Here is a 25,277-nt window from a genome sequence, read left to right as displayed (position 1 = left end):
AGGGTTCTAATGTTTAGGAACTTTGTCCGCTTTTTTATGAAAATAAACCTATGAAACAGGCAAAACGTTCCGCGAAAAAAAGTGTAGTTACGGTGCGTTCCCGCAGAGTATTACCTGCGGTAGGGATTTTGTTGTCTTTATTACTTATGTTGTTGCCTTTAGAAGGCCCTATTGCATCGGTAAAAATGATTTTGTCTTACATATTTATTCCGCAAATACGTGCCTCACATGAAAGCGTGGAATATGCTGCTTCAGTGTGGGGTAGTGTACACGAATTACTAAATACCCATCAAGAAAATATTGAGCTTAAAGAGCAGTTGAGCCGCATGCAACTTGAAAATGCGCAGGCGCGCGAGGCTATGCAAGAAAATCAGCGCTTGAGCGGTGCCTTGCAATTACGTGCGCCCCACTCTTGGAAAGGAATTTGGGCTAAAACCGCATATCGGGAGCCCAGCCAGTGGAATAGTGTGGTAATTGATAAAGGGCGTGAGGAGGGGATTTTGCCGCGCGCGGCAGCTATTGTGTATCAGGAAGGCCAGCCGGTGTTGGCCGGAGTGGTGTTGGAATCAAATGAACACACAGCAAAAGTGTTATTGGTGCGGGATGAAGATTTTTCAGCGGCGGTTTATATCTCGCCTTCTCAAGAAGAGGCGTTACTAAGCGGAGCGGGGCCTGCGGAGTTAAAACTGAGTTACTTACCCTTGCTCTCTAAAGTACAAGAAGGGGAACTGGTATATACTTCCGCCTCTAGCAGTATTTTTCCCGCAGGAATTTTGGTAGGTAAAGTGCATGTGGTAGAAAGAAAGGAAAATACATCCTCTTCCGTAAGCGCACGTGTAGAGCCTGCGGCAGAAGGACGAGTAATTCGTGAATTATTTATCTTGGTGCCTTCTTTGGGGGAGAATTAATGCTCAAAACAATTCTTAAATTAATGCTACTTTTTTGGGCGGCCACCATCTTGCATTGGGGCTGTTTGGCCTTGTTGGGAGCATGGGGCATTAGCGTCAATGTCATGCTGGTTTTTGTGATGGCAGTGTGCGCGTGTTTGAAACCGGAATATGGATATCCGACGGCATTTATTTGCGGCCTGTTTTTAGATTTTTTCGGAGTGAAATTATTTGGTCATAACGCTTTTGTGTTTATGTGGTGTGCAGTGGCAGTGTATAGTTTGGAGAAGAGAGTAGATTTGGAAGCAGTGGTGCCGCAAGTGGTATCTGCTTTCGTGTTGGGTTTGTTGGCTGCTGTGTTTAACGGAGTACTACTCAAATTTTTTGTAGGTCTTTCTACTTGGAATGGTTGGTGGCCGTTTGTGAGTGCAATTATCTTAACAGCCTTGATAGCTCCGGCTATTTTTTGGGCGGTGCGCCGCACCTTTCCGATAAGAACGAAAAATTACTAATGCCGGTAACAAAACTTATATTCAACAATCGTTTACGTATCCTGCTCACGCTGGCCTTGCTGGCGGGGGGAGTGATTGCGTTACGTTTGATAGATATTCAGTTACTCAGGCATAATCGTTATTTGCAACTGGCGGAACGAAACCGTACGCAAATTCTGTACCAGACGGCTCCTCGCGGACAGATTTTTACCGCCGACGGTAAGGCGATTGCAGCCAATGCCCCCAGTTTTAATTTATACTACTTGGGGTCCGGCCCCAAAGAAACGGACTACCTAGAGCAACTAGCGAAAGATTTGGCCCCGCGTTTAGGAGTTGAACAAGAAGCGGTGTCCGATAAATTACAACAAGCCATTCGCAGCGGAAAAGCCGTTGCTTTGGCAGAAAATTTATCGCCCAAAAGTGCCATCGCCCTAAAAGAATTACAATTGTACTATCCCGGTATTTATTTGATTGAGGGAAACAAACGGGCTTATCCGTACGGTTCGGTGGCCAGCCACTTGGTAGGGTACTTGGGTAGTATGGAGGGGCAGGAATGGAAGAACCGTGATTTATCTTTAGATTATCGCCTCAATGCTAAAATAGGTAAGAACGGATTAGAGAAAAAATTTGAGAAAGAAATGAAAGGTCTAGACGGGGGAGTGTACTTAGAAGTTGATTATAGAGGACGTGTTAAAAGAGTGATTGAAGACCGGAAATGGCGTAGTGGGGCGGATGTCTATTTAACATTAAATTACGATGTGCAACGCGCGGCTGAAATCGGATTAAAAAACTCTCCGACGGGGCGAGGTGCCGCGGTGGCAATCGATCCGCGAAGCGGTGCTATCTTGGCTTTAGCGACAGCTCCGGCTTTCGATCCGGCCCTATTTGTTCCTTATTCTGATGAAGGAGAGACAAAATCCAGAAAAATCAGCGAGTATAATTTGGCCGTACAAGGTATCTATCCGCCCGCTTCCACTTTTAAGGTAATTACCGCCATTGCCGCGATTGAAAAAGGGGATTTTGACCCGCACAAGATTATTTATTGCCCGGGCCATTATGATGCCGGTTCACGCGTGTTTAAGTGTTGGAGTACGCACGGCCCGGTGGACTTTTTTGGTGGAATGGCCGGTTCCTGCGATGTTTATTTTTATACTTTGGCTGCGCAAATAGGTCCGGCCGCGATTGAAAAAGTGCAACGAATGTTTCAGTTTGGGCAGCCTACGGGAATTGATTTGCCCGGGGAAAAATCCGGTAATTTGTATGGTCCGACTCGTCGCGCGCGTAACCGTTCGTATTGGTTTATAGGGGATACCTTAAATCTATCTATCGGTCAAGGGGAACTGTTGGTAACGCCCATTAAGATGGCACAATATGCGGCCGCGCTTGCCAGCCGCGGCAAGGTGTGGAAACCCTATTATTTAGACCGGGTAGTAGATTCGAATAACGGAAAAATACTGGCACAAGGAACGAGCGAACAAATTGGGCAGGTGGATATTCAACCCTCTACGTGGGATTTAGTGTATAAAGCCCTTAAAAACACGGTTGAAAACGGTACAGCCCGTCGGGTGCACATTCCGGGATTAGACGTGTATGGCAAAACAGGTACGGCTCAAAATCCGCACGGCGCGGACCACGGTTGGTTTTTGGCTTTTGCCGGCAGACCCGGAAAAGAGCCGGAATTAGCGGTAGCTGTTTTTGTGGAGTTTGGCAAAAGCGGTTCCTCGGTGGCAGGCCCTATTGCCCGTCAAATGATAGAAGCCTATTTCCGTACGGAAGAGACCACACAGTTGGTAGAGGAGTTTTTAGGAGATTAATATGGTCCATTATAAATCTACTACTCGTAAAAGCACACTAGACATTGTTTTATTTGGGGCCATGTTGTTACTGGCGCTATTAGGGGCTCTATGTATTATGTCTGCGGTCAATACGCTTAGTTTATCCAATCCGGTAGTGCGCACGCATTTGATAGCGGTGCCGGTGGGATTGATGGCTTTTTTTGTGGGTTGGAGTTTTAACTATCAAATTTTTGATGAACAATGGAAAGGTCTGTACGGAATAATTTTAGCCTTACTGGTGGGTGTTTTGTTGTTTGGGAGTTACCAGCGTGGAAGCCGTTCTTGGTTTGTGTTGCCCTTATTTTCTTTTCAGCCGGCTGAATTATGTCGTGTCTTAATAATTTTGGTGTCGGCAGCTTTTTTGGATAGACAAGGCCGGCGCATTCGCGATATGCGCACGCTGTTCTTGTTGGGGTGCTTAGTACTGCCTGTATTTGGACTGATTATGCTACAGCCGGATTTTTCATCTATTGTTATTACATTTCCGGCTTTGCTGGCATTGTTATATTGTGCGGGAATTAATGTTTTCTATTTAGCTTTGGTAGCGATGTTTGCGCTAGTGGCAGGTATGTTTACGATTGCGTGGACTTATTTTTATTTACATCCTGCTTTGCGAGATTATTGGTTGATAGATGCTTTTTGCCGGCTAAGTGTTAGTCCCTTGTATATATGTGGATTTTGCTTGTTGGTGATGGTGGGGGGATATGTTGCTTGGCAGCTATGTAAACAGTTGCGCCTCTTTATTCCTTCTTTCTATTTTGTATTGGCTACACTGGTCATCTTGGCCGGATTTGCGGCCGGCGTATTTGTAGACAAACAAATTAAACCTTATCAGCGCAAACGGGTGGAGGCTTTTTTGGCCCCGCAATCTGATCCTAAAGGAGCTTCGTATAATGTGTTGCAGGCTCAAATTGCAATGGGATCTGGCGGTATTTGGGGGAAAGGTTTATTTTCCGGAACGCAGTCACGTTTAGGGTTTGTGCCGGAAAAACATACTGATTTTATTTTGGCGGTAGTGGGGGAAGAATTAGGATTATGGGGTACGCTACTTGTATTGGGATTATATGTACTGATTTTGTGGCGTATTTCATTAATTGCCTATATAGCAAGCGACCGATATGGGTATTTGGTGTGTAGCGGTATTTTTGGCATGTTTTTAACGTATATGTTAATTAATTTTGGTATGCTTATCGGACTTTTTCCGGTAGCAGGAATCCCGTTGCCATTTATTTCGTATGGGGGGTCCAACTTAGTGTCAAGCATGCTGGCACTGGGAGTGGTGCAGTCTGTTTATGCACGGCGCATTACTTCCGGCGGATAAAAAAGTATGATAAATGCCCCAAAAATTTATAAAATACGAGTAACGTTTGCTGTGGACCAAGATTTGGACCACAAGCAGGTTGTTGTCGCTTTGCGCAATCGAGTATTGCGCAGTGGGTTGCCGTTTGAGCCCGCAAAAGTAAATCCAAGTTGGCCCCGTTTGGCGTATGGCCCTGCCTTAGGACACGGACAACGCAGTGTGGGCGAAATAGCGGACCTGTATTTTTCTGCTCCGGTTTCCGCAGAGCAGGTACAGGCCCAGTTAGTCCCTTCTGCTTCGGACGGATTGCGCATTTTGCGTGTACAGCGTGTGCCGTACGCGTTGCCTTCCGTAAGCCATTTGGCAGAAGTTGTGAAGTACCGTGCGCAAGGAGATTTTGCCAGTTATGCTCCGGCGGTCGGCGCGGAAACATTTTTCCGCGGAAAACATTTATATGTAACAATGCAGGCGCCAAACGGTATGACGATGCAGCAAGATTTGAAACCGTTTGTGTTATCCGTGGCACAGCCACAGCCTGATCAATTGGAATTATGGTTGCAAAAGAGCGCCGATAAAATGGCTAAGCCGGAGGAAGTAGTAGCGGCTTGGTTACAAGTATCGGTGCCAACAGAAACAGTGTTTGCCCTACCGGGCATTGAATTTATTAGAGAAGCACTATATTGGCGAGATAGCAGTGGAGAGTTACACGCCATTTAGTGAAAAGAGGATTTGAAGTATGAATAAAAATGTAGAAGAAGCGCCGAAGGTAGAGGTATTGGTCAATACTTCTTTCGAAGAAACGCGCATTGCAATTTTAGAAAATGACCGTATTAATGAACTGATTTGGGAACGTCGCGGGTCCCTCAACATTGTGGGCAATATTTATAAGGCCACAGTAGAAAACGTGTTGCCGGGTATTTCCAGTGCGTTTGCCAATATCGGTTATGAAAAAAATGCCTATTTATACATTTCCGATATTTTAGGAGCCGATCGTAAAAACATCGATAAGGCGCTTAAAAAAGGCCAGCAAATCATGGTGCAAGTGGTAAAAGATGCTATCGGCACCAAAGGCATGAAAGTAACCATGGATGTTACGTTGCCCGGTCGGTATTTAGTGCTTACGCCGCACCAGAGTTTTGTGGGAGTTTCTAAAAATATCGAAGACAGTGAAGCCCGCCATAAACTCAATGATATCATGCAAGAGTTGGCTGAAAAACATTTGAATGGAATGGGTTGTATTGTTCGTACCGAAGCAGAAGAAGCTACCAAAGATGAATTGGAACGTGAAGTAAAGTATCTGTATCGCCAATGGCAGTCCATTATGAAAAAATTTGAAACACTGCCTTCTCCGGCTTTGTTACATGAGGATATGGATGCGGTGTTGCAGGTGGCGCGCGATGTACTGAGCGAAAATGCAAAAGTATATTTGTTAGATAACAAGAAAGATTATGAACGGGTGTTGGATTTTGTAAAGAAAAATTCCCCGGAATTAGAGGACCGCGTCAAACTCTATAAGGGCAAAACGCCGATTTTTGAAGCATACGGTGTGGAACCCGAAATTGATAATTTACGTAAAATTAAACTGCCCTTACCCAATGGCGGCAGTATTATTATTCAAGAAGCAGAGAGTTTATGCGCTATTGACGTTAACACCGGAAAATTTACAGGTAATAAATCCCAAGAAGAAACCGTTACGCAAACCAATATTGAGGCGGCTCAAGAGATTGCCCACCAATTACGTTTGCGCAATATCGGCGGGATTATTGTAATTGATTTTATTGATATGCGCAAAGCCTCCAGCCGCCACCGCGTGGTAGAAGCGTTGTCTAATGCCGTGCGCGGGGATCGTGCGAAAATACGTATCTTGCCTATTACCCGTCTGGGACTGGTGGAAATGACGCGCGAGCGTAAGCGCGAAAGCACAGGTAGTTTTATTAGCGAAGAATGCCCTCAATGTCATGGTTCGGGGCGGGTGCTTTCTGCGGAAAGTATGCGTATTAAAATACAGCGCGAAATTTATGATTTAACCAATGGTCGCCCGGGTGGTAATTTGCGAGTAGTATTGCATCCGGTACTGGCCGAATCTATCAAAGAAAAGCAAGCGGATATTGAAGAAAATATCCATCGTTCGCTTAAAATTCAGTCTGATCCGCAACTGGCGTGGGAAGATTATAAAATCGTATTAGAGTAATCGTGCGTTACGCGGAAAATTCCGTACGGCCTTTTTATGAGAAGACTAAAACTAGTTTTGTCTATTTGTTTGTTTTTGTTCGGGGTCGTTCCTGCTTTGCATGCACAAGGCAAGACGGCTGTACAAATTTTGGGCAAAGACAAAGGGACTGTTTCTTCCATAAAGGCGTCCGGACATACCTTGCTGGATGCGCAGGCAACCGCCAAAAAATTGGGCGGCACGGTGGAGTTCTTCTCTGCTTCTAAACAACTTAAAATTGCTTTTCCCGGCATGTATGCCATTGTGAGTGCTTCTTTGCGGGAAGCCATTATTAATACTTCCACCGTGGCACTACCGGCCGAAACCATTGTTTCCGGCGGTAAAATATACGTGCCGGTGGAATTTTTCTTGCTACCGCAAATACAAAAAGCGTTGGATCGGCAAATCGCGTTTCAAAATAATACGCTGGTAGTGGAAAAACATTTTACGGTGGCATTTGAACAATTAGACCGGCAAACTGATTTTGACGGACTGCAGATTTGGACCAAAGCCAAAACGGCTCCTACGCTCGAACAGACCAACAAGCACACCTTAAAAGCGATGTTCCCTAATGCCGTGTTGAAGCGGGATATCAGTCAGCGTCCGAAAGATACGTTTATTCGTTCTTTCTCTTTGTCGCAATCGGGCAAAAATGTAGTGGTGGAAGTAGTGTTAGGCACGCAAGGAAAAGTGTGGAAAATGATTCCCACCTCGGCGGGGCAAATGTTGCGCATTTCTGCCAAAGAAATCGCGGACCCTCCCGCAAAAACCCAAAAGCCCGCAGAGCAAAAAGCTCCTGCCCTGCAATCTTCCGTAGTTGCGGAAGAATTGCCGGCCCCTTCGGTAACGGCTGAGGGGGAAGAAGATACGGATGCCGAAGAATTAGATTTAAGTGCTCAGCCGGAAGACACCCCCATCCTTTCCGCTGACGAAGAGGCCGCTGCCTCTGTGCCGGTGCTATCTGCAGTACCTCCGCCGACTATCAGTGCCGCGCCCGCACCGATTATAACTGCTAAAGGCAAGATTCACATTGTAGTGGATCCCGGTCACGGCGGCCAAGACCCGGGGGCTGTTCGCCGCGGTAGTGCGCGTGAAAAGGATTTGAATTTAGCGGTTTCCAAGCACTTGTATAATTATCTGAAAAAACAAGGGGTTGATGTAACGCTGACCCGCAGTGATGATACCTTTGTCACGTTGGCCGGACGCAGTAAGAAAGCCAATGATCTAAAGGCGGATTTGTTTGTATCCATACACACCAATGCCACGAAGAAAAGTGACGCTAACGGCTTTGAAGTGTATTTCCGTTCCGATAAAGCTACCGACAAGGAAGCGGCAGACATCGCTGCTTTTGAAAACGAATCTTTGCAGTATGAAGAAGCGCATTATAGTTTTGTGGATAAACTATTACAGTCGCTGGCTAAGAACGAATATATGAACGAAAGTTCTAAACTGGCCGGTCACGTACGCAATTATGTGTACAAAGAGCCGGGCATCGGGATTGCGGTGCGGCAAAATAATTCGATTAAGCAGGCCAACTTTTATGTGCTACGCGGTGTGCAATCACCGGCTATTTTGGTGGAAATGGGCTTTATCAGCAGTCCCAAAGATAAGGCACGGTTAAATAATAAATCGGCCCAAAAGAAAATGGGTGAAGGCATTGGCAAAGGGATTATGTCTTACCTCAAAGCCGAAGGCAAAGTGAAATAAGCATAGTTTGAACTATTTATAAAAGAGCGGGAAAGTTTTAATACTTTCCCGCTCTTCTAATCTATAGGTTTCTGCGTGCAGTAAATTAAATATCTAATTGGCAGAGGGCCCGGCGGTATTGAGAGACGGGGGCACGCAATTCTTTCGAATAAATTTTTATCCATAAAAGTTTTGTTTTAGTATATCGGAACAAATCGACCCAAAGTCCGCTTGCGTCTTGTGATAGTACTATATTCTCATTATCACAATAATCTAATTTACAGTTGTGGTAAAGATCATTGTTTTCTTCACACTCTTGTAATTTTCTATGAGCTGCAGAAACAGGGTTAATTGTATCTTTTTGGGCTGAGTCTGAAGGAGCAAATATCCAAAATACTATACCGCCTTCACGTGCTGAAGCCGAGTAAGTAACAACGCCACCTTCTTCCTTATCTTTAGCGAAAACAAACGTCTCCCCGGCAAAAGAAATATTTTGCGGTACTTCGGCCCATACCCAGGCGGCAAAGCTTAACAGGAAAATGCCTGCGAGTAATATTGTTTTGTGTTTCATTTCTTCCTCCTTGCGGGAAAATTCTCCTATCTTTAATATAGCATAAATAATAGAAAAAACACAGTTTCTCCATGCATTCTAACCTACCTTCTTTTCTTTTTCCTTTTTTCTAAATTGCTACAATATACACATGAAACTGTGTGTGCGATTGTTTTTTATTTTCTGCAAAATCGGTCTTTTTACCTTGGGGGGCGGCTATGCAATGCTACCCTTGATGGAAGAGGAATTGACCCGCCGCCACAATTGGCTAAGCAAACAAGATTTTTTGGATTTAACCGCACTGGCGCAATCGGCCCCGGGCATTTTAGCCGTCAATATGGCTATTTTTACAGGGTATAAACTGGCCGGTGTTTGGGGTGCTTTGTGGGCAGGGCTGGGGGCGGTGCTTCCATCGTTTGGTATTATTTTAGCAATCGCAATTTGCTTGCAAGGTTTTCGCCAAAACACAACGATTAATCGCATTTTTCTAGGGATACGGCCCGCCGTGGTGGCTTTGATTGCAGTGCCGGTGTTTCGATTGGCTAAAAGCGCCGGTATTACCTGGAAAAACAGTTGGTTTCCCGTCGGGTGTGCGTTAGCGGTGTGGCTAGGGGGGATTTCGCCGGTGTATGTGGTATTGATAGCCGGTGCGGGCGGCTGGCTACTTAGGAGAAGTAAATGATTTATTTCAAATTATTTTGGACATTTTTCAAAATCGGCCTGTTCAATTTCGGCGGCGGATATGCCATGATTTCGTTTATACAAAATGAAGTGGTTACCAAGCAGGCTTGGCTGACCAATGCCCAGTTTACCGATATCGTAGCTCTTAGCCAAATGACACCGGGGCCGGTGGGTATTAATATGGCCACTTATACGGGGTATGCCGCCGCCCAAAGTGTTTGGGGAGCTACGGTGGCTACTGTGGCAGTATGTTTGCCTTCATTTTTACTCATGTTATTAGTAGCGGGTTGGTTTTTGAAACATCAACAGGATAAAAGTGTAAAGGCCGTGTTTACGGCGCTCCGCCCTGCGGTAGTAGGTCTGATTGCCGCCGCGGCACTGGTATTATGCAATGCTGAAAATTTTGTGGATTGGAAAAGTGTGGTGTTATTTGCGGGTGCTTTTGTGGCAGTCGGAAAATATAAAATGCATCCCATTCTACTTATTCTACTGGCCGGCGGTGCCGGTTGGCTACTGTATTAATTTGTCAGATTATAAAAAACCCCGCTCGTTTGAGCGGGGTTTTTCCTTTTGCCACTGCTGTGTCGTTTCTTGTTTGGCCGTTTTCTCGTCGGGAAATAAAAAAGGCTTGACTTGTTTTTTTTTTTTGCTACGATTTCTTAGAACGCCGCTGTTTTCAAGACACTTGCTTGTGAAACGTTGCATTACGGGCGTTTTAAGATTATTAAAAAGGAGAATAAAAATGTCAAGGAAAGCCTTTACTTTAATAGAACTATTAATCGTAGTTCTGATTATTGGGATTCTTTCTGCTATTGCTATACCGATGTACCAAGGAGCAGTGGACAAGAGTCATTGGAGCACGATGCTCCCGGGAGCCAAAGCGATAAAAGACGCAGAGGAAGCATTTAAGATGTCCAATGACGGATATACCGACACGATGGCTAATTTGGACGTGACTATGGAGAACAACGATTTAACATTTAACTTAATTACTCCTAATAACACCTCTGACCCCAATGTAATCAGAGTGACAAATAGTAAACTTGCCAATGTAAGACTGGCTAGTTACTTAGATGATAACCCAAAATTTGCCGGACAGTTACATTGTGAAGCACTTGCCGGAGATGAGCGCGCCGAAAGACTTTGCGGGAAATTACTCATGGGCCAAGAGCTAACGTCAGCTGACGGTTATACGGGATATTTATTAGATCAGGCAATAGATGGAGGAACCTGTGAAAATGCCGGTCGGTCTTGGAGTAGTAGCAAGACGAAATGTTATCAAGATACAGCAAGCCGTTGTGAGGCATTAGGCTTACCTGTACTTGAAAATGAAAACTATTCAGACCAATGCGGAAGTGATGGAAAAGGAAATATCCAAGCTGAAGAGTCGTGTTCTGGATGTTGGAATACAAAAATAGAACGAGGAGGCGTTTGTCTATCTGATGATAATATCTCCTCTCATTCTGATTCGTGCAGAGAAGATACTATTCAAGGAGCGGCTGTTTGTAGTGGACATAAGTTTTGCGGATACTCCAGTACGTTTGATGGGGGCCTTTGTATAGCCAATCCTTCTGCTTCTCTAGCTCCTTGTGCATATGCAACATTTAAAAATGACTCGGTATGTTTTGCCAATGCATCTGGTTCTTGTGGTTCAGCAGGTAATTATCAAGACACCTCCTGCTGCTGCGGTGATTATTGCAGTGGAAAACCCACTTGTTCGCCAGAGCGTTGCGCAGAGGCCAAAGCACAATACGCGCAGTATTTTAAGTAAGTATTTCCCTAACAAAAACCCCGCTCGTTTGAGCGGGGTTTTTGCATAGGTGCCAAATGATTTATTTTTCTTCCAAGGCCTTTAAGGTAGGGAAGAAAATAATTTCGCGAATGGAATCCTGCGCGGTCAGTAGCATGACCATACGGTCAATGCCAATGCCCATACCGCCTGTGGGGGGCATGCCGGACTCTAACGCTTCAATATAATCACCGTCTAAAATATCGGCATTTTCAGCATCTTCGCCTTTGGCTTTGGCCTTGGCAACCGCTTGGTCTTTCAAGCGTTGCAATTGGTCGGCTGGGTCATTGAGCTCGGTGTAAGCATTGCCCAGTTCGCTACCGCATACAAACGCTTCAAAGCGTTCCACCAGTTCCGGATCGCCGGGTTTTGTTTTGCTAAACGGACTGACTGCCGTCGGGTAATCCAGCGCAATCACCGGGCAGTTGTAACCGGTTAATAATTTGGTTTCAAACAGTTCGTCAAACAGTTTGCTGTCCGGGTCGTCGGCCGAGAAGGAAATGCCTTGCTCTTTGGCCAGTGCTGCCAAGGGTTCGCGTTTGAATTGGCGGCCGTCTAACACTTCATGAATATCGTGGCCGAATTTTTCCTGCCACGCTTGCGGAATGTGCAAGCGTTTGAAAGGAGGTACTAAATTAATTTCCTGTCCGTGGAACATTACTTTTTCCACGCCGATCGCTTTGGCCGCATTGCCCAAAATTTCTTCAAACAAATCAGCCATGGTGTTCACATCCCCGTACGCTTGATAAAGTTCCATCATCGTAAACTCGGGGTTGTGCGTGGTGTCAATGCCTTCGTTGCGAAACATATGACCGATTTCATAAATGCGGTCAAATCCGCCGACGATTAAACGTTTGTGATATAGTTCCAAGGCAATACGCAAGCGAAGCGGCATTTTCAGCGCATTGTGATAGGTTTGGAACGGGCGTGCTACCGCGCCGCCGGAATCGGGCGTTAAAATCGGTGTTTCCACTTCCAAATATCCTTTGTCATCTAACGTGCGGCGCACGGACGAAATAATTTTGGCACGTTTGACAAAGATATCTTTCACTTCTTCATTAGCAATTAAATCCAAATGGCGTTTGCGGAAACGCACTTCGGTATCTTGCAGACCATGGAATTTTTCGGGCATGGGGCGAATGGCTTTGGAAATTAAATCCAACTTATGCACTTTAATGGTTTTTTCGCCGGTTTGGGTGATGAACATATGCCCTTGCACGGCTACAAAATCGCCCACGGCTAAATGTTTTTTGAAAAAAGCATAGGGCTCTTCTCCAAGTAAATCTTTAGCAATATAAAGCTGTATCTTGCCGGAAAAATCGCGAATGTGGGCGAAAGCGGCTTTCCCCATTTTGCGCAGTTGCACCAAACGGCCGGCGGTGGCCACTTCGGTGTTTTCGGCCGCCTCTTTGGCTTGCGCGCAAGTATGCGTTTTTTCTACATGATTGGGATACGGATTAATGCCGGCGGCATGTAGCTCGTTCACTTCGGCATAGCGTTGGGCGATAATTTCGTCCAGTGCATTATTGTGCTTTTCAGCGGGTTTATTATTTTCCATAAATTCCTCATAAAAAAATGGCCGCCGCATATCGCGGGCGGCTTCAAATTTCTAAAGCATTTTGGGGAGAGGACTCTCCTTCCAGTAAAATTCCTGACGGAATTTTCCTGCAGGCCGGGCTCGCGGTTTTTGCCTTTCGGGCAGAGGAGCTGTACGCCATCAAACAAAAACATCGCTCCGCCTTTCTCGTCCTTGCGCACGCAAAGCAGTTTGCGTGCTGTCCCGTAAAAATTTTTATCAAAATTTTTCCGGGACAAGGACTCGAACCTTGAATTAATGCTCCAGAGGCATCCGTGTTACCATTACACCATCCCGGATTAACATTTATATTATAGCAATTTGAGGAGAAACGACGCAACCGAGCCGGCAAAGTAAACGAGGAATTTGTTATAATAAATAAAGTTAGCGCCTATAGCTCAATTGGTTAGAGCAACCGACTCATAATCGGTGGGTTTCAGGTTCAAGTCCTGATGGGCGCAGATTTAAAACCCGCACTTTGTGTGCGGGTTTTCAGTTATCTATCGTCGTCAATATTCCATCCTTGTTTTCCTAAACCATTACATATTCCTTCGCCTTTGTCTGTCTCAATCAGACAAGTTTTGGAATAGTTGTTATTATTTTCATCCCGATTATCTAGATATAGAAAATATAGCCAAGTATTGTTTTGTGTACGAGCTGCAGAAATAACACAACCGTTGTTGTAACAGATGACTTCATATCCAAAGTATTTTGAGTTGCAAAATTTATGTCCTCCAAAATTTTCGTCGGAACAGCTTAATCCTGTTAAATTAATAGATAAATTTTGTCCCGGATTGTCAGTACCTCCTAATAATCTGCTTTCTGTGGTAGGTAATCCATTTTCTAAGCAAAATATATCAGTAGCTCGTTGTAATGCACTCAAAGTCTCTAGTGCTTCGGTGAGTTTGGCCTTCTCAACAGCTTTTTCATACTGTGGCAACGCGATAGCTGTTAACACACCGATAATTAATACTACAACTAATAATTCTATTAAGGTAAAACCTCTTTTCATAAATACTCCTTTTCATCGGGCCCAAAATAACGCAAAAAAAACGGCTGCTTATTTTGAGCCACCGAAACGCAACTCAAAACAACAGCCGTAGCTTATCGTTAAAACGATAAACGTTTTCAGCACAAAACGTAGTGGGAGCTACCCACTTTATTTTGTGCCTAAACGACTGTTTTTGGCGTTTCGGTGATTTGGCAAAATTGCCAAAGCCTGTATTCTACATACAGTTCCAAAAACAGATTAAACTGTGAAAATTAATTTAATATCTTTTTTCAGTTAATCTTTTCTTTAGTATAACAAATTTTCCGGTAAAAGCTACAGGCGCCTTTCTCCTAAAATTGCTACAATATATCCAACGGGGCATGGCCCAATGGTAGGGCGTCCGCTTTGGGAGCGGAAGGTTCCGAGTTCGAGTCTCGGTGCCCCGATTTTAATCATGATTACCCAAACGAAGTTACCTTATTTGACTTATTTTCACCGTCCAAGCCGCGGTTATACATTTAGCGCCGACGGGGAAAATCATACGATTCTGTCTCCGGTCTTGGAGCCGGTAGTTCCTTTTTCTTCTTTTGTGATGTCTGTCAATTACAATCCGCGTCCTAATAGTTGGTTGCTGACAGAAGTGCAGGTACGCCAAGGAGAAACTTGGAGCCCATTTTTTAAGTTAGCATTCTATTCTGAAAAATTAAACCATAGTTTTGAATTGCAAACCTGTGCCGCAGGGGAAGTACACGTGGACGTGTTGCATTTGTTTGCGGCGGCAAATGCTTATCGCTTTTTATTAACGGTGCATGGCGATGCGGATGTGCCTGCTGTTTCTGTTTGTTTGACAGACCCCGAAGCAGAACTGCCGGATTGCGCAGATATGTTACCGGCCGGCAAGCGGCATATTCAAGTGGAGCCGATTTCCCAAATGGAGCTACCCATCGAGCCGCTGGAACGAGAACGGGTATGTAGCCCCACTTCTTTGTGCATGGCGATGCGGGCGTTAGGGGTGCAAGCCGATCCTTTAGAAACAGCACATGCCGTATATGATGACCGGGCGCGTATCTATGGGAACTGGACATTAAATACCGCTTATGCATGTCGGTGCGGGTTGGACAGTTGTGTGACGCGCTTTCACCGTCTGGCCCAACTGGAAGATTTTATATCCAAAGACAGCCTGGTACTGGCCAGTATTGCCTACAAGGGCGGAGAATTGACCAATGCTGCCGTCCACAAAACGCAGGGGCATTTGGTGCTTATTTGCGGATGGGAAAAAGGCCAAATCTATGTGGCTGACCCAGCCGCGGCGCAACAAGCCGATGTACTGCGTGCTTACGACGCACAAGAATTTGCCCGCGCTTGGTTGCAAAATAAACGCGGAATTGCCTATTTAGTGAGGAAGAGATGAAAAAAGTAATTATAGTTCTGATTTGTTTTGTAGGGTTAACGACCGCGTGCCAAAAAGGCCCGGATACCGGCACTTTGGTTGTGGCGCATAACGGAGAAATGCAATCTTTAGATCCCGTGTTTTCGTACGACGGAGTCACGCAAGGTATGATGCTCAATGTGTACGATACGTTGCTTAAATTCAACGGCGGCTCTATGAATGATTTTTTGCCGTCTGTTTCCGAGCAAGTGCCAACTGTGGAAAACGGTTTGATTTCCAAAGATGGGTTAACTTATACCTTTCCCATTCGCCCGGGGATTTTATTTCACGACGGTACGGAGCTGACACCGGAAGACGTGCGCTATTCGTTGTTACGGTTTATGCTTTCGGATGTGGCGGGCGGTCCGTCTTCTTTACTGTTAGAACCTGTGCTGGGGATTACTTCCACTCGCGATGAGAAAGGAAATATCGTGGCAGATTTCAAACAAGCAGCTGCGGCGATTACTGTAGAAGGACAAAACGTAGTGGTCCGTTTGAAAAAACCGTTTGCTCCGTTTTTGGGCATTGTGGCTCGGTGGGGTTATATTACTCCTAAAAAATGGGTAGCCGAACACGGCGGTTGGGACGGAACGGAAGAAACCTGGAAACAATTTAATAATTTTGAAAAACAAGATTCTTATTTGTTTGATCATATGAATGGCAGCGGTCCGTTTAAGTTGGTGCGTTGGGATATTTCCGGCCGCAAACTATTATTGCAAGCTAATGAAAATTATTTTGCCGGTGCGCCCAAATTACAACAAATTCATATGATGACAGTCACAGAGCCGAGCACCTTGCGTCTGTTACTGGAAGGGGGAGAAGCCGATGTGGTGGAAATTCCCGCGCAATTTGCCAAACAACTGGAAGGAAAAGCGGGTGTGACCGTGTATGATCATTTGCCGCGTCTACGTACCGATCCGGTAGTTTTCTTCACCAAAAATATCCAAGTCAAAGGCAATCCGGATGTGGGATCCGGCCAGCTGGACGGGCAGGGAATTCCCGCTGATTTTTTTGAAGACAGTGATGTGCGAAAAGGGTTCGCTTATGCATTTGATTATGAGGCATTTTTAAGCCAAGCTATGGAAGGCCGCGGAGAGCGTGCCTATGGGCCGGCTCCGGCGGGACTGGTGCCGGATACCGCGCAGGGCAAGCATTATAATTTTGATTTGAAAAAAGCCGAAGAACATTTCAAAAAGGCCTATGGCGGAGAGTTGTGGAATAAAGGTTTTGTGCTGACCATTACCTACAATACCGGCAGTGTGGCGCGCCAAATGGCCGCGGAAATGCTCAAGAAAAATGTGGAGAGTTTAAATCCTAAATTTAAAGTGGAAGTGCGCGGTGTGATGTGGGCGTCTTTCTTAGAAAAAACCGCTGCGCGGCAAATGCCCATTTGGGTGCGCGGTTGGGTGGCCGATTATGCTGATGCACATAATTTCTATTTCGCATTTTTGCATTCCGACGGGCGCTACGCTTTGGCGCAAGGTTATAAAAATCCCAAAGCGGACCAGCTTATCAGCCGGGCTGTGTCGGAGACGAATCCGACCAAACGTGCGAAACTATATTTGCAATTGCAAGATTTGGCCTATGAAGATGCTATGCAGATTTATACGGTGCACCCCACCGGTTTGTGGGCAATGCGCGACCGGGTAAAGGGATTTACAGATAACCCGGTGTATATGGGCATCTACTTCTACCCGATGTATAAGTAAAAAGATTTTTTCGGTTTGAGAACTTAAAACGCACGAAACCCGATACGCAAAGTATCGGGTTTCGTTGCTTTTTGCTTAACCTACGTCAAAACAGCAAGTCTAGCTTACATCTCGTAACAGGTAAAATTTTGAGGTCGATTTGGACAACGATAAGGTGTCTGTTGCGACAGCAGTTTACATATCTTTTCGCCTTTGGTGTTGACTGATTCTGGGTAACATTCCATCTTCTCATTTGCCAAATCATAACGGATATAGAAATGTGTATCACCCCATCGGTCTATTTCGGCATAGACATGTTTATAGGAGTTGGCTTCTTGCGCGTGGAGGGTCCAATACATCTTCCCAGTATCGTATGATGTGGGTTGACTAAAAGATATATCCAATTCGTTCATGTTCGTCGTATAAGTGCCGTTGGCTAAAAAATATCTTTGTTCTGCTTCTGCCAAAGATCTGACTACTGGTATGATTTGTGCCACGCGGATTTTCCATATTACTTTTTCATATTGCGGCAAGGCAATGGCACTTAAAATGCCAATGATAAGTACTACTACTAACAGCTCAATGAGTGTAAATCCGCGAGATGAATTGCGTATCATAAATATATCCTCAAAAATGAATGAATCTCCATATGTTACTAAGTATAACAAATTTTCTATCATTGAGTTGTTTATTGTTGGGCCGTTTTTTCGTCGGGAAATAAAAAAGGCTTGACGCCGGGTTTTTTTTTTAGTATCATTTAAAAAAATCACTAAAGGAAGGTCGTCTATGTTTCTAGAAAATAAAAGGGCTTTCACGCTTATTGAATTATTAGTAGTTGTTTTAATTATCGGTATCTTATCAGCAATTGCTTTGCCGCAATATCAACGGGCAGTGCGTAAATCTAGAAATATTGAATTATTAATGCATACGAGGCAAATCGCAGAATCTTTTAAAAGATATTACATGGAGACGGGAGGAGCTACTCCTACTTTGGACGCATTAGATATACAAATCCCTTATGATCCTACAAAGATGGAAATTAGCGTTAACTCAAACAGTGCTGGCTATTATGTAACAGTTTTGTCTTTCCCGGCAGATGATACTCGTGTGGCATTGCGTTATTGGATAAAATGTCAGTATCCGGAGTATGTGGGAAAAATGACTTGTACAGGAGATGGGGCAATTGGAGCGCAGGGATGTAGAGATTTAGGTGGAACCGGAGAACATAACTATAAATTTATTACTCGTATGAAAGCATATTACTTGTAGCAATACGTGTCCTCATTTGCCAGTCTAGTGGCTCTTTTGCTATAATATGGTGCGGGGTAGAGAAGCCTGGTATCTCGCAAGGCCCATAACCTTGAGATCACTGGTTCAAATCCAGTCCCCGCAATAGATTTTGTAACCGCTCGAATCGGGCGGTTTTTTCATAGCTTATTTTTTATGTACAATTTATAGATAATAAAAGAAGAGAGGGTTAGAAAAATGAAGCAACTTGTATTTGTGGGTAATCACAAAAATTTTAATGCCTTGCGCTTGGCTGAACAATTGGCGCAGGTATTGCAGAACGGCGGACAAGAAATAATTGTGGGCGGCGTACGCGGAAAATTGCCGGAGCAAATGCCTTTTGCCACGTTAACACTGGGCGCTACTGCCTCTGCCAAATCATGGGCGGCGGCTTTACAAAAAGCCGGTGTTAAGAGAGTGATTTCGTTAGGTAGCTTACTGATATGTGAAGCGGCGGCCGCTGCTAAATTGCCGTACTTATACGTAGAGCCGGAAAATTTGAAAGAAGAAAAACCGGTCAAAAACAAAAAAACTATTCTAAACAAAGCCAAAAAAGTAATCGTACTGGGGGAAGGGAACAAGGCTTTGGACAAAAAACAATATGGTACCAATGCGGTGCGTGTGAAAAATCCGGCTGTATGGGTAACGCATGGCTTAGGCAATTGGCCGCAGGCTTTCAAAAAATCTAATAACATTGTAGCGGCCGGGACCTTGGGTAAAAAGGGCGGCATAGAAGGATTGTTGCAAGTATGGGCACGACTGGCTCCCTTGCACTCCAGCTGGCATTTGACCATCTGCGCTGATGGCACCGGCAAAGCCGCTTTGCAACGGTTTATTGTAAAACACAATCTGCAGGATAGCACAGAGTTCTTGCCCGCCTCGCAATTGCGTCCTTTGTTAGCCTATGCGGATATTTATGTGCATCCTGCCTTAGAAACGGCCGGCGTGGAAAGTGTATTAGATGCCATGGCCAGTAAACTTCCGGTATTGGCCTGTGAGGCTTCCGGAGCCGATGCGTTTATCGCGGACAATGTGAACGGTAAATTAGCACAGGTAGATAGTTGGGAAGGGGCATTAGATGAGCTGATGGTAGATTGGGGAAAACGCGTTGGGTTGGCAGTGGAAGCCGCTAAAATGAAAGACCGTTTTCCGTTTGAAGTATTTGCCTCTTTTTTTGAAGAAGCATGATTGATTGGGAAAGTGATAAGACCCGCGTAGAACTGGCGGAACTGGAAACTTTTTTAGAGTTGCACGGGCGCGATTGCCGCGTCGTGCGGTGGGCGTTTGCTTACCGTAATCTGCGCAATAAAATCTGGTGGCAGTGGCGGCGTCAATTACTTTCTTACTTCACAAAAAGTCCTGTTAAAGATAATCGTTTACACGTATATTGGCACTTGCGCGGCGGCATCGGGGATGTGGCCGCGCAACGTGTATGCGTGCAAGCGTGGCGCAAAAAACTTCCTAACGCCGTATTTTACTACTATACTCAAACGCCGGGCGCGGCAGAAATGTTGTGGCAAGCCGATGACAAAAACATTATGCTCGGTGGCGGGCAAAATCCGCTCTGGTACCGATACGATTTGGCTTTTGAGGTGTGTTTATCTTTTCGTACGGTGCATGTGAATAAACAGCGTGTGCAACAAGTAGCTCCGGAAATTTTGCCTGTAATAGAAGAAAGCCTGCGTCGTCAAAAACGTTTAGCCTTTTTGGTAGAAGACAATTACATGTGCGATGATGTGCTGGGACGTTTTCTGTATCATCATCAGCAACAGCAAATAGAAGGGCAACGTTATTTAGGCGCTGTGGACTTTGACGTATATCAGACTGGTCTATTACCTATGAGTTTACGCGATCCGAAAGTGTTGGAAAAATTCGGATTAACCGGAAAAAAATATATCACCATTCATAGCGGAATTAATGTAAATGCCGACCTGCGCGGCAGACATCCGCTTAAATGTTGGCCCGAAGAAAAATGGCGGGAATTTGTGCGTTTATTTAAGGCCGCCTATCCCGATGTTTGGGTAGTACAATTGGGCGGACCGGTAAGCCCCAGTTTTGATTTTGTAGATGTGTGTCTAACCCATAAAACACAGCTAACAGATATTGCTGCTATTATTGACAATGCGTGGTTGCATGTAGACGGGGAAAGCGGTTTTGTGCAATTAACCCGTTGGTTACGTACCAAGGCCGTTTATTTTACCGCGCACACTTCGGCTCAATTTTTTGGTCAGCAGAAAAATCGCGCAGTTTCTTGCCAAAAGTGTGAGTATTGTATGTGGGTAGGTGGCCCAAAATGGTACACGACTTGTTTGTGTGGCTACAAAACCTGCCAGAACTTAGATGCCATTACTCCGCAAATGGTATTGGACGCCGTACAAGAAGAATTAAAATAATCGTTTGATGATTTTGGATGCTTCGGTCGTATTCAAAAAGAGTTGCAAATCACGGCTTTTATAAGAAATAACCAGCAGTACAATCACAAATACAGATCCGCAGAAAAGTAGATTTAAGAACGGATTACTCCCTCCAAAAAACATGCGTACAATTGCCGCCGGCACCAGCGCAATCACGTTAATAGCCAGCAACCGCAACAACTCCCAAAAAGAACGGAAATAATTGATAAACGGGAAGTATTTTTTGAACATAAAATAGCTTAGTATAAAGCTAAATACCAGTTCGCCTATAATAAAATACGGATAGCTAAACGGTCCCCACACCGGCATATATGAAAATACCATAAACGTAAATGCCAAGCTGGAGGTGAGAGAATAGGGCAGGCATTCTTTTACTTTCAGCCACGCGGCAATGGTATTACTTTGCAAACCCGCCGGCACCATTAAAATAATTACAAAAATCATCGGGCGTAAAAACGCTACCGTATCGGCCGCGTTCCACGCATTAAAATGACCGTGCTCAAAGAAAAGCGACACAATATCGACAGCGAAATAAGCTGTAAAGACAGCTAGCGGTGTAAGCACGAACAAAAGTAAATGATTAGTGGACAGATAATTTTTGTTATAGACATTAATTTGGCCTTTAGCGGCATTTTCCGTGAGTTCAATTTTGGAAACGTTGATGACGCGGTTAGTGATAATCTCAGAGGGAGAATCGGTGAGTTGCCGGCAATAATTTAAGGCACTGACAATGCCCGCTCCCATACCGGAAAGAATGTACATCGGTAATAAACTGTTGACAATACCCATAATGCCTAAAATTTGGGTGCCCAGAATGTTCTTTTGAGCGCGCGCCGGCAAATGAAAGGGTTTGGGAACAAAATCCCAGTGTAAACGGGTGACCAGTATCCAAATCAGCACGATAAGTTGTATGACATTGGCGGCCAAAAAGCCGTAAATCATACAAATAATGCCCAGCTGTTTGCCCCATAGGAGTAAAGCCAGTAGCGGGCAAAGGGCGTTGAGCGGCCCCAATAAAGCTACCGCAAAAAATTTGTGCATTTCCACGACGGGGGTTAAATAATACACCAGTATTTGTGTGGCAAATAAGAAAAATGCAGTAGCCAGTAAAATTTGTTCTTGTTGCAAGAGCGCAAAATCAAACCGGGAAAATAAACCGGTAATTTGCACCGGAAACAGTAAGCCCAAAACCCCAAGCGCTAACGCAAGAAGTAAATAAACATAAAATCCGGCTGTTAAAAAAGATCTGCTTTGTGCGGGGTTTTTCTCTGCCAGAAACATCGCTTCGGGGATGAGCACTACCGTATTAATGCGTTGCAGAAATGTAATGCCAAAGCCCATGAGCATAATCAAGTAAAAATACACGTCGGTATGGGTGCCGGCTCCGAAATAAATCGCAATTAAAATGCTACTGGCAAAAGAGGTCAATTTCCATAATGCTGTTGAGCCGACTGCCAGTGCCGCGCCTGTTTTGTAAGAAGTAGTTTTTAAAAGGGAAATCATATTTGATATTATATTATTTTAGGAGAATAAATAAATGACTACTCAATTTGAACCAGTTATCGGTCTTGAAATACATGTACAATTGGCCAGCAAAACCAAAATGTTTTGCACGTGTCCGAACGGAATGGATGAGAGTTCTGGTCCCAATACGGAAATTTGTCCCCGCTGTAGCGGTCAGCCGGGCACTTTGCCCGTGATGAACGAAGGTGCTGTGCGTTTGGGTGTGCGCGCCGGCTTGGCATTAGGTTGTAAGACTAACGAAGTATCTTCTTTTGAACGCAAACATTATTTCTATCCGGATTTGCCCAAAGGCTATCAAATTACCCAAAACGCTCATCCGGTTAACGGCCGCGGAGAAATTGAAATTACTTTTGGACCCAAAACCAATTTGCAGAAGAAAAAAATTGGCATTCATCATGCCCATTTGGAAGAAGACGCCGCTAAATCTTCGCATACAGCTCAATATTCGGTCGTAGATTATAACCGTGCGGGTTGCCCGCTGTTGGAGATTGTATCTATGCCGGATATGCGCTCAGCCGATGAGGCCTATGCCTATTTGACGGAAATTAAACGCTTGATGAAATGGGTGGATGCTTCCAACTGTGATATGGAAAAAGGCGAACTGCGCGTAGATGTGAATGTGTCTTTACGTCCGGTCGGACAAGAAAAATTCGGTACTCGCACCGAGATTAAAAATCTAAACTCTTTCAAAGCCGTACGCGATGCGATTAATTTTGAAATTGCCCGCCAGACGGAAGTGCTAAGTAAAGGCGAGAAAGTCATTCAGCAGACTTTGTTGTGGGACAAAGAACAAAATATCACTAAACCCATGCGCTCTAAAGAAGATGCTTTGGATTATCGGTATTTCCCGGAGCCGGATTTGCCGCCTTTGATTTTGCGCAAAGACCGTTTAGAAAAAATCAAAGCGGAAATGCCGGAATTACCCGCCGCTAAAGAAACCAAATTTATGGAGCTTGGCTTGTCTGCTTATGATGCTGGCGTGCTGACGATTACCCGCCACACGGCAGAATATTTTGAGGCGGTGCTAGCCGCCGGAGCCCCCGCTAAGGCGGCCGCCAACTGGATTACCACTGATTTACTGGGTGCTTTGCACGCAGAAAATAAAGAAATCGAAGATAGCCCCATTACGGCGGCTAATTTGGCGGAGTTAATTGCCTTGGTGGAAAGTGGCAAAATTTCCCGCACGCAGGCCAAAACCGTATTTGAAAAAATGTATCAAACCGGAGAGAAAGCCGGTGTGTTAGTAGAGAAATTAGGGCTTTCTCAGGTGTCTGATGAAGGGCAACTTGTCGCGTGGGCACAGGAAGCCATTAACGAAACGCCCAAAGCGGTGGCAGACTTTAAGAAAGGCAACCGCGCCGCGGTGGGTGCCTTGGTGGGGGCCGTAATGCGCAAGAGTAAAGGCAAGGCCAACCCCAAGCGCATGAACGAGATATTAGTAGAATTGTTAAGCAAATAAAAAATTGAGCATAAAAAAGAGCGCGGTACAAACCGCGCTCTTTTGTGAGATTAATGTTGTGCTACTATAGAGGCAAAGAATAAACTCGATATCCTCCATCGCCTCCTAGATATTTTCCACCAAATAATTTTGTGCAAAAAGAGCCGTTATTACCTACCGTATAATTTTCCACGCAAACTATTTCATCGAGTGGATGATAAGTATGTCCACCCGTTCCTCTTTGTTTAAGATACCTAAAACCGCAGTTGCTATATGGTTCTGTTGTCTTGATTATCGTGATCCATCTCCAATCGTGTCCACCGTAATAAGATAGTTCCCATTTCCCGTTGGTGGCTTGTGTTGTATCAGCTCCCGTCCAATCTGCCGGTAAAGAAACGCCGAATATTTCAAAATTAGGTGGGTTTGTTCCGCGTTCCATATAGTCTAAGTTATATGCCTCTGTAAATGGTTTGAATAGTTGTAACATACTTATTGCCTCGGAGCGTGTAACTGTTTTTTGATATTGCGGTATTGCCACAGCAGTTAGGATGCCGATAATCAGTACGACAATAAGCAGTTCTATGAGTGTGAAGGCTTTTTTGTTGTATTTCATAATTTTCTCCTTGATTTCAATTCCCTGTTTTATAAAACACAACAAAAACGGCTGCTATGTCTGAGCAGGATTCAGCTACCCAACATAACAGCCGTAGTTTGCCGCCCAAGTGAGCGGCAAACACTCGGCACACGCAGGCCGTCGCCTTTGTGTGCCTACTATCGGCTGTTTTTGGACTGAATCCTAGCTATTTGTTCAATAGCTGTCCGTTTTGGCAACGGTTCCAAAAACAGGTCAAATTGTACGTACATTGTAACAAAATACACGCCAAAAATCTAACCTTTCAAAACAAGTTGACCCGTAGCCAAAAAGTCTGCTATCATTTATAGGTAGAAAAAATTACAGTAGTACTACGGAGAAATAAGAGATGAAAAACTTGTTGAAAGTAACCTTAGTGCTCGCCTTGGCCGCCGGTTTAACCGCCTGCAAAAAGAACGTCAAGGACGATGCCAACGCCGATATGGCAACTTTGTCTAACGGCGCCGCCACCGAAATGGTGATTGAAGAAACCACAGTAGTTGAAGTGGAACAAGCGCAAATTGCCTTGGGTACGATTTATTTCGCCTTGGACAAAGCTACCTTGACCGCCGATGCCCGCAAAGTGGTAGAAGCCAATGCTAAAGCCATCAAAGCGGCCGCCGGCACCAACTACAACGTAGTTGTGGAAGGTAACTGCGACGACAGAGGCACCATCGCCTACAACATTGCGTTGGGCGAAAAAAGAGCCAACGAAGTGAAAGATTACTACGTCCGCTTGGGTATTCCGGCTGCTAACATTACCACTGTTTCTTATGGTAAAGAAAAACCGGTTTGCTACGAAGCTACACAAGCTTGCTGGGCTAAAAACCGCCGCGCAGAAACTATCTTAACGGCGAACTAATTATTTGAA

23 protein-coding genes, 4 tRNA genes and 1 pseudogene are annotated in these 25,277 nt (G+C 44.8%); 21 read left to right on the top strand and 7 right to left on the bottom strand.

Going from position 1 to position 25,277, the window contains the following annotated elements:
• The first annotated feature begins 50 nt into the window (after positions 1-50).
• The 7 genes from IKN49_07365 to IKN49_07335 are packed head-to-tail and all read left to right on the top strand — an operon-like array spanning position 51 to position 8,429.
• Positions 51-908: a rod shape-determining protein MreC gene (locus IKN49_07365; GenBank protein MBR3632852.1), complete on the top strand. Its 858-nt coding sequence runs from the start codon at positions 51-53 to the stop codon at positions 906-908.
• Positions 908-1,399: a rod shape-determining protein MreD gene (mreD, locus tag IKN49_07360; protein ID MBR3632851.1), complete on the top strand. Its 492-nt coding sequence runs from the start codon at positions 908-910 to the stop codon at positions 1,397-1,399. Before IKN49_07365 ends, mreD begins: the two co-directional genes overlap by 1 nt.
• Positions 1,399-3,192, top strand: a complete 1,794-nt coding sequence (gene mrdA / locus IKN49_07355; protein MBR3632850.1) for a penicillin-binding protein 2 — start codon at positions 1,399-1,401, stop codon at positions 3,190-3,192. Before mreD ends, mrdA begins: the two co-directional genes overlap by 1 nt.
• 1 nt (position 3,193) lies before the next feature.
• Positions 3,194-4,534, top strand: coding sequence for a rod shape-determining protein RodA (locus tag IKN49_07350; protein MBR3632849.1), 1,341 nt, complete (start codon positions 3,194-3,196; stop codon positions 4,532-4,534).
• A 6-nt stretch (positions 4,535-4,540) separates the two neighbouring features.
• On the top strand, positions 4,541-5,230 hold the full coding sequence (locus IKN49_07345) for a DUF2344 domain-containing protein (protein MBR3632848.1): 690 nt from the start codon (positions 4,541-4,543) through the stop codon (positions 5,228-5,230).
• A gap of 19 nt (positions 5,231-5,249) precedes the next feature.
• Positions 5,250-6,704: an Rne/Rng family ribonuclease gene (locus tag IKN49_07340; GenBank protein ID MBR3632847.1), complete on the top strand. Its 1,455-nt coding sequence runs from the start codon at positions 5,250-5,252 to the stop codon at positions 6,702-6,704.
• A gap of 36 nt (positions 6,705-6,740) precedes the next feature.
• Positions 6,741-8,429 carry an N-acetylmuramoyl-L-alanine amidase gene (locus IKN49_07335; protein ID MBR3632846.1) on the top strand — a complete coding sequence of 563 codons (1,689 nt, stop codon included), beginning with the start codon at positions 6,741-6,743 and terminating at the stop codon, positions 8,427-8,429.
• A gap of 85 nt (positions 8,430-8,514) precedes the next feature.
• Here the strand turns inward: IKN49_07335 and IKN49_07330 are convergent, their stop codons facing one another.
• Positions 8,515-8,979: a hypothetical protein gene (locus tag IKN49_07330; protein MBR3632845.1), complete on the bottom strand. Its 465-nt coding sequence runs from the start codon at positions 8,977-8,979 to the stop codon at positions 8,515-8,517.
• 130 nt (positions 8,980-9,109) lie between these two features.
• Here IKN49_07330 and IKN49_07325 point away from each other — a divergent pair, with 130 nt between their 5' ends.
• The 3 genes from IKN49_07325 to IKN49_07315 all read left to right on the top strand — a co-directional run bounded on the left by IKN49_07325 (position 9,110) and on the right by IKN49_07315 (position 11,410).
• Entirely contained in the window at positions 9,110-9,640 is a 531-nt protein-coding gene (locus IKN49_07325; protein ID MBR3632844.1) for a chromate transporter, read from the top strand.
• Positions 9,637-10,161 (top strand): chromate transporter, encoded by a 525-nt coding sequence (locus IKN49_07320; protein MBR3632843.1) that lies wholly within the window; start codon positions 9,637-9,639, stop codon positions 10,159-10,161. The genes IKN49_07325 and IKN49_07320 overlap by 4 nt, the downstream gene beginning before the upstream one ends.
• A gap of 220 nt (positions 10,162-10,381) precedes the next feature.
• Positions 10,382-11,410, top strand: coding sequence for a pilin (locus IKN49_07315; protein ID MBR3632842.1), 1,029 nt, complete (start codon positions 10,382-10,384; stop codon positions 11,408-11,410).
• Between the two features lie 61 nt (positions 11,411-11,471).
• Here IKN49_07315 and lysS read toward each other — a convergent pair whose 3' ends face one another.
• Positions 11,472-12,986, bottom strand: coding sequence for a lysine--tRNA ligase (lysS, locus tag IKN49_07310; protein MBR3632841.1), 1,515 nt, complete (start codon positions 12,984-12,986; stop codon positions 11,472-11,474).
• Positions 12,987-13,003: 17 nt separating this feature from the next.
• On the opposite strand from lysS, the gene IKN49_07305 reads away from it, so the two are divergent.
• Positions 13,004-13,258 (top strand): hypothetical protein, encoded by a 255-nt coding sequence (locus IKN49_07305; protein MBR3632840.1) that lies wholly within the window; start codon positions 13,004-13,006, stop codon positions 13,256-13,258.
• Here IKN49_07305 and IKN49_07300 read toward each other — a convergent pair.
• Positions 13,233-13,303 (bottom strand) — tRNA-Gln (locus IKN49_07300). The genes IKN49_07305 and IKN49_07300 overlap by 26 nt on opposite strands.
• An 88-nt stretch (positions 13,304-13,391) precedes the next feature.
• Here IKN49_07300 and IKN49_07295 point away from each other — a divergent pair.
• Positions 13,392-13,465 (top strand) — tRNA-Ile (locus tag IKN49_07295).
• 35 nt (positions 13,466-13,500) lie between these two features.
• Here the strand turns inward: IKN49_07295 and IKN49_07290 are convergent.
• Positions 13,501-14,016, bottom strand: a complete 516-nt coding sequence (locus IKN49_07290; protein MBR3632839.1) for a pilin — start codon at positions 14,014-14,016, stop codon at positions 13,501-13,503.
• 353 nt (positions 14,017-14,369) lie between these two features.
• Here IKN49_07290 and IKN49_07285 point away from each other — a divergent pair.
• The 3 genes from IKN49_07285 (at position 14,370) to IKN49_07275 (ending at position 17,133) form a co-directional block, all read left to right on the top strand.
• Positions 14,370-14,441 (top strand) — tRNA-Pro (locus IKN49_07285).
• Positions 14,442-14,449: 8 nt separating this feature from the next.
• The gene (locus IKN49_07280; protein ID MBR3632838.1) at positions 14,450-15,406 is read left to right on the top strand and encodes a C39 family peptidase; all 957 of its coding nucleotides are present in this window, start codon (positions 14,450-14,452) and stop codon (positions 15,404-15,406) included.
• Complete coding sequence (locus IKN49_07275) at positions 15,403-17,133, top strand: ABC transporter substrate-binding protein (protein ID MBR3632837.1); 1,731 nt, start codon at positions 15,403-15,405, stop codon at positions 17,131-17,133. Before IKN49_07280 ends, IKN49_07275 begins: the two co-directional genes overlap by 4 nt.
• Positions 17,134-17,237: 104 nt before the next feature.
• Here the strand turns inward: IKN49_07275 and IKN49_07270 are convergent, their stop codons facing one another.
• Positions 17,238-17,729: a prepilin-type N-terminal cleavage/methylation domain-containing protein gene (locus IKN49_07270; GenBank protein MBR3632836.1), complete on the bottom strand. Its 492-nt coding sequence runs from the start codon at positions 17,727-17,729 to the stop codon at positions 17,238-17,240.
• 169 nt (positions 17,730-17,898) lie between these two features.
• Here IKN49_07270 and IKN49_07265 point away from each other — a divergent pair, with 169 nt between their 5' ends.
• From IKN49_07265 to IKN49_07250, 4 genes are all read left to right on the top strand, one after another.
• Positions 17,899-18,381: a type II secretion system protein gene (locus IKN49_07265; protein ID MBR3632835.1), complete on the top strand. Its 483-nt coding sequence runs from the start codon at positions 17,899-17,901 to the stop codon at positions 18,379-18,381.
• A 50-nt stretch (positions 18,382-18,431) separates the two neighbouring features.
• Positions 18,432-18,505: transfer RNA gene (locus IKN49_07260), tRNA-Met, on the top strand.
• Positions 18,506-18,597: 92 nt separating this feature from the next.
• Entirely contained in the window at positions 18,598-19,587 is a 990-nt protein-coding gene (locus IKN49_07255) for a glycosyltransferase (protein MBR3632834.1), read from the top strand.
• Positions 19,584-20,792, top strand: coding sequence for a hypothetical protein (locus IKN49_07250; protein MBR3632833.1), 1,209 nt, complete (start codon positions 19,584-19,586; stop codon positions 20,790-20,792). Before IKN49_07255 ends, IKN49_07250 begins: the two co-directional genes overlap by 4 nt.
• Here IKN49_07250 and IKN49_07245 read toward each other — a convergent pair.
• Positions 20,784-22,316, bottom strand: coding sequence for a hypothetical protein (locus IKN49_07245; GenBank protein ID MBR3632832.1), 1,533 nt, complete (start codon positions 22,314-22,316; stop codon positions 20,784-20,786). The two genes, IKN49_07250 and IKN49_07245, sit on opposite strands and share 9 nt — an antisense overlap.
• A 34-nt stretch (positions 22,317-22,350) precedes the next feature.
• Here IKN49_07245 and gatB point away from each other — a divergent pair, with 34 nt between their 5' ends.
• Positions 22,351-23,796: an Asp-tRNA(Asn)/Glu-tRNA(Gln) amidotransferase subunit GatB gene (gene gatB / locus IKN49_07240; GenBank protein ID MBR3632831.1), complete on the top strand. Its 1,446-nt coding sequence runs from the start codon at positions 22,351-22,353 to the stop codon at positions 23,794-23,796.
• A gap of 475 nt (positions 23,797-24,271) precedes the next feature.
• Here the strand turns inward: gatB and IKN49_07235 are convergent.
• Positions 24,272-24,388 (bottom strand): annotated as a pseudogene (locus IKN49_07235) (prepilin-type N-terminal cleavage/methylation domain-containing protein).
• Between the two features lie 367 nt (positions 24,389-24,755).
• Here IKN49_07235 and IKN49_07230 point away from each other — a divergent pair.
• A complete protein-coding gene (locus tag IKN49_07230; protein ID MBR3632830.1) occupies positions 24,756-25,268 on the top strand; it encodes an OmpA family protein in 513 nt (170 codons plus the stop codon).
• Positions 25,269-25,277 lie beyond the last annotated feature (9 nt).

The sequence above is a fragment of the Elusimicrobiaceae bacterium genome (assembly GCA_017528825.1).
Classification (GTDB): Bacteria; Elusimicrobiota; Elusimicrobia; order Elusimicrobiales; family Elusimicrobiaceae; genus Avelusimicrobium.
This window is presented reverse-complemented; position numbering and strand designations above follow the sequence as displayed.

Coding starts and splice junctions, on each gene's coding strand:
- IKN49_07365 (MBR3632852.1), top strand. CDS start 51: ATGAAACAGGCAAAACGTTCCGCGAAAAAAAGTGTAGTTACGGTGCGT.
- mreD (MBR3632851.1), top strand. CDS start 908: ATGCTCAAAACAATTCTTAAATTAATGCTACTTTTTTGGGCGGCCACC.
- mrdA (MBR3632850.1), top strand. CDS start 1,399: ATGCCGGTAACAAAACTTATATTCAACAATCGTTTACGTATCCTGCTC.
- IKN49_07350 (MBR3632849.1), top strand. CDS start 3,194: ATGGTCCATTATAAATCTACTACTCGTAAAAGCACACTAGACATTGTT.
- IKN49_07345 (MBR3632848.1), top strand. CDS start 4,541: ATGATAAATGCCCCAAAAATTTATAAAATACGAGTAACGTTTGCTGTG.
- IKN49_07340 (MBR3632847.1), top strand. CDS start 5,250: ATGAATAAAAATGTAGAAGAAGCGCCGAAGGTAGAGGTATTGGTCAAT.
- IKN49_07335 (MBR3632846.1), top strand. CDS start 6,741: ATGAGAAGACTAAAACTAGTTTTGTCTATTTGTTTGTTTTTGTTCGGG.
- IKN49_07330 (MBR3632845.1), bottom strand. CDS start 8,979: ATGAAACACAAAACAATATTACTCGCAGGCATTTTCCTGTTAAGCTTT.
- IKN49_07325 (MBR3632844.1), top strand. CDS start 9,110: ATGAAACTGTGTGTGCGATTGTTTTTTATTTTCTGCAAAATCGGTCTT.
- IKN49_07320 (MBR3632843.1), top strand. CDS start 9,637: ATGATTTATTTCAAATTATTTTGGACATTTTTCAAAATCGGCCTGTTC.
- IKN49_07315 (MBR3632842.1), top strand. CDS start 10,382: ATGTCAAGGAAAGCCTTTACTTTAATAGAACTATTAATCGTAGTTCTG.
- lysS (MBR3632841.1), bottom strand. CDS start 12,986: ATGGAAAATAATAAACCCGCTGAAAAGCACAATAATGCACTGGACGAA.
- IKN49_07305 (MBR3632840.1), top strand. CDS start 13,004: ATGGCCGCCGCATATCGCGGGCGGCTTCAAATTTCTAAAGCATTTTGG.
- IKN49_07290 (MBR3632839.1), bottom strand. CDS start 14,016: ATGAAAAGAGGTTTTACCTTAATAGAATTATTAGTTGTAGTATTAATT.
- IKN49_07280 (MBR3632838.1), top strand. CDS start 14,450: ATGATTACCCAAACGAAGTTACCTTATTTGACTTATTTTCACCGTCCA.
- IKN49_07275 (MBR3632837.1), top strand. CDS start 15,403: ATGAAAAAAGTAATTATAGTTCTGATTTGTTTTGTAGGGTTAACGACC.
- IKN49_07270 (MBR3632836.1), bottom strand. CDS start 17,729: ATGATACGCAATTCATCTCGCGGATTTACACTCATTGAGCTGTTAGTA.
- IKN49_07265 (MBR3632835.1), top strand. CDS start 17,899: ATGTTTCTAGAAAATAAAAGGGCTTTCACGCTTATTGAATTATTAGTA.
- IKN49_07255 (MBR3632834.1), top strand. CDS start 18,598: ATGAAGCAACTTGTATTTGTGGGTAATCACAAAAATTTTAATGCCTTG.
- IKN49_07250 (MBR3632833.1), top strand. CDS start 19,584: ATGATTGATTGGGAAAGTGATAAGACCCGCGTAGAACTGGCGGAACTG.
- IKN49_07245 (MBR3632832.1), bottom strand. CDS start 22,316: ATGATTTCCCTTTTAAAAACTACTTCTTACAAAACAGGCGCGGCACTG.
- gatB (MBR3632831.1), top strand. CDS start 22,351: ATGACTACTCAATTTGAACCAGTTATCGGTCTTGAAATACATGTACAA.
- IKN49_07230 (MBR3632830.1), top strand. CDS start 24,756: ATGAAAAACTTGTTGAAAGTAACCTTAGTGCTCGCCTTGGCCGCCGGT.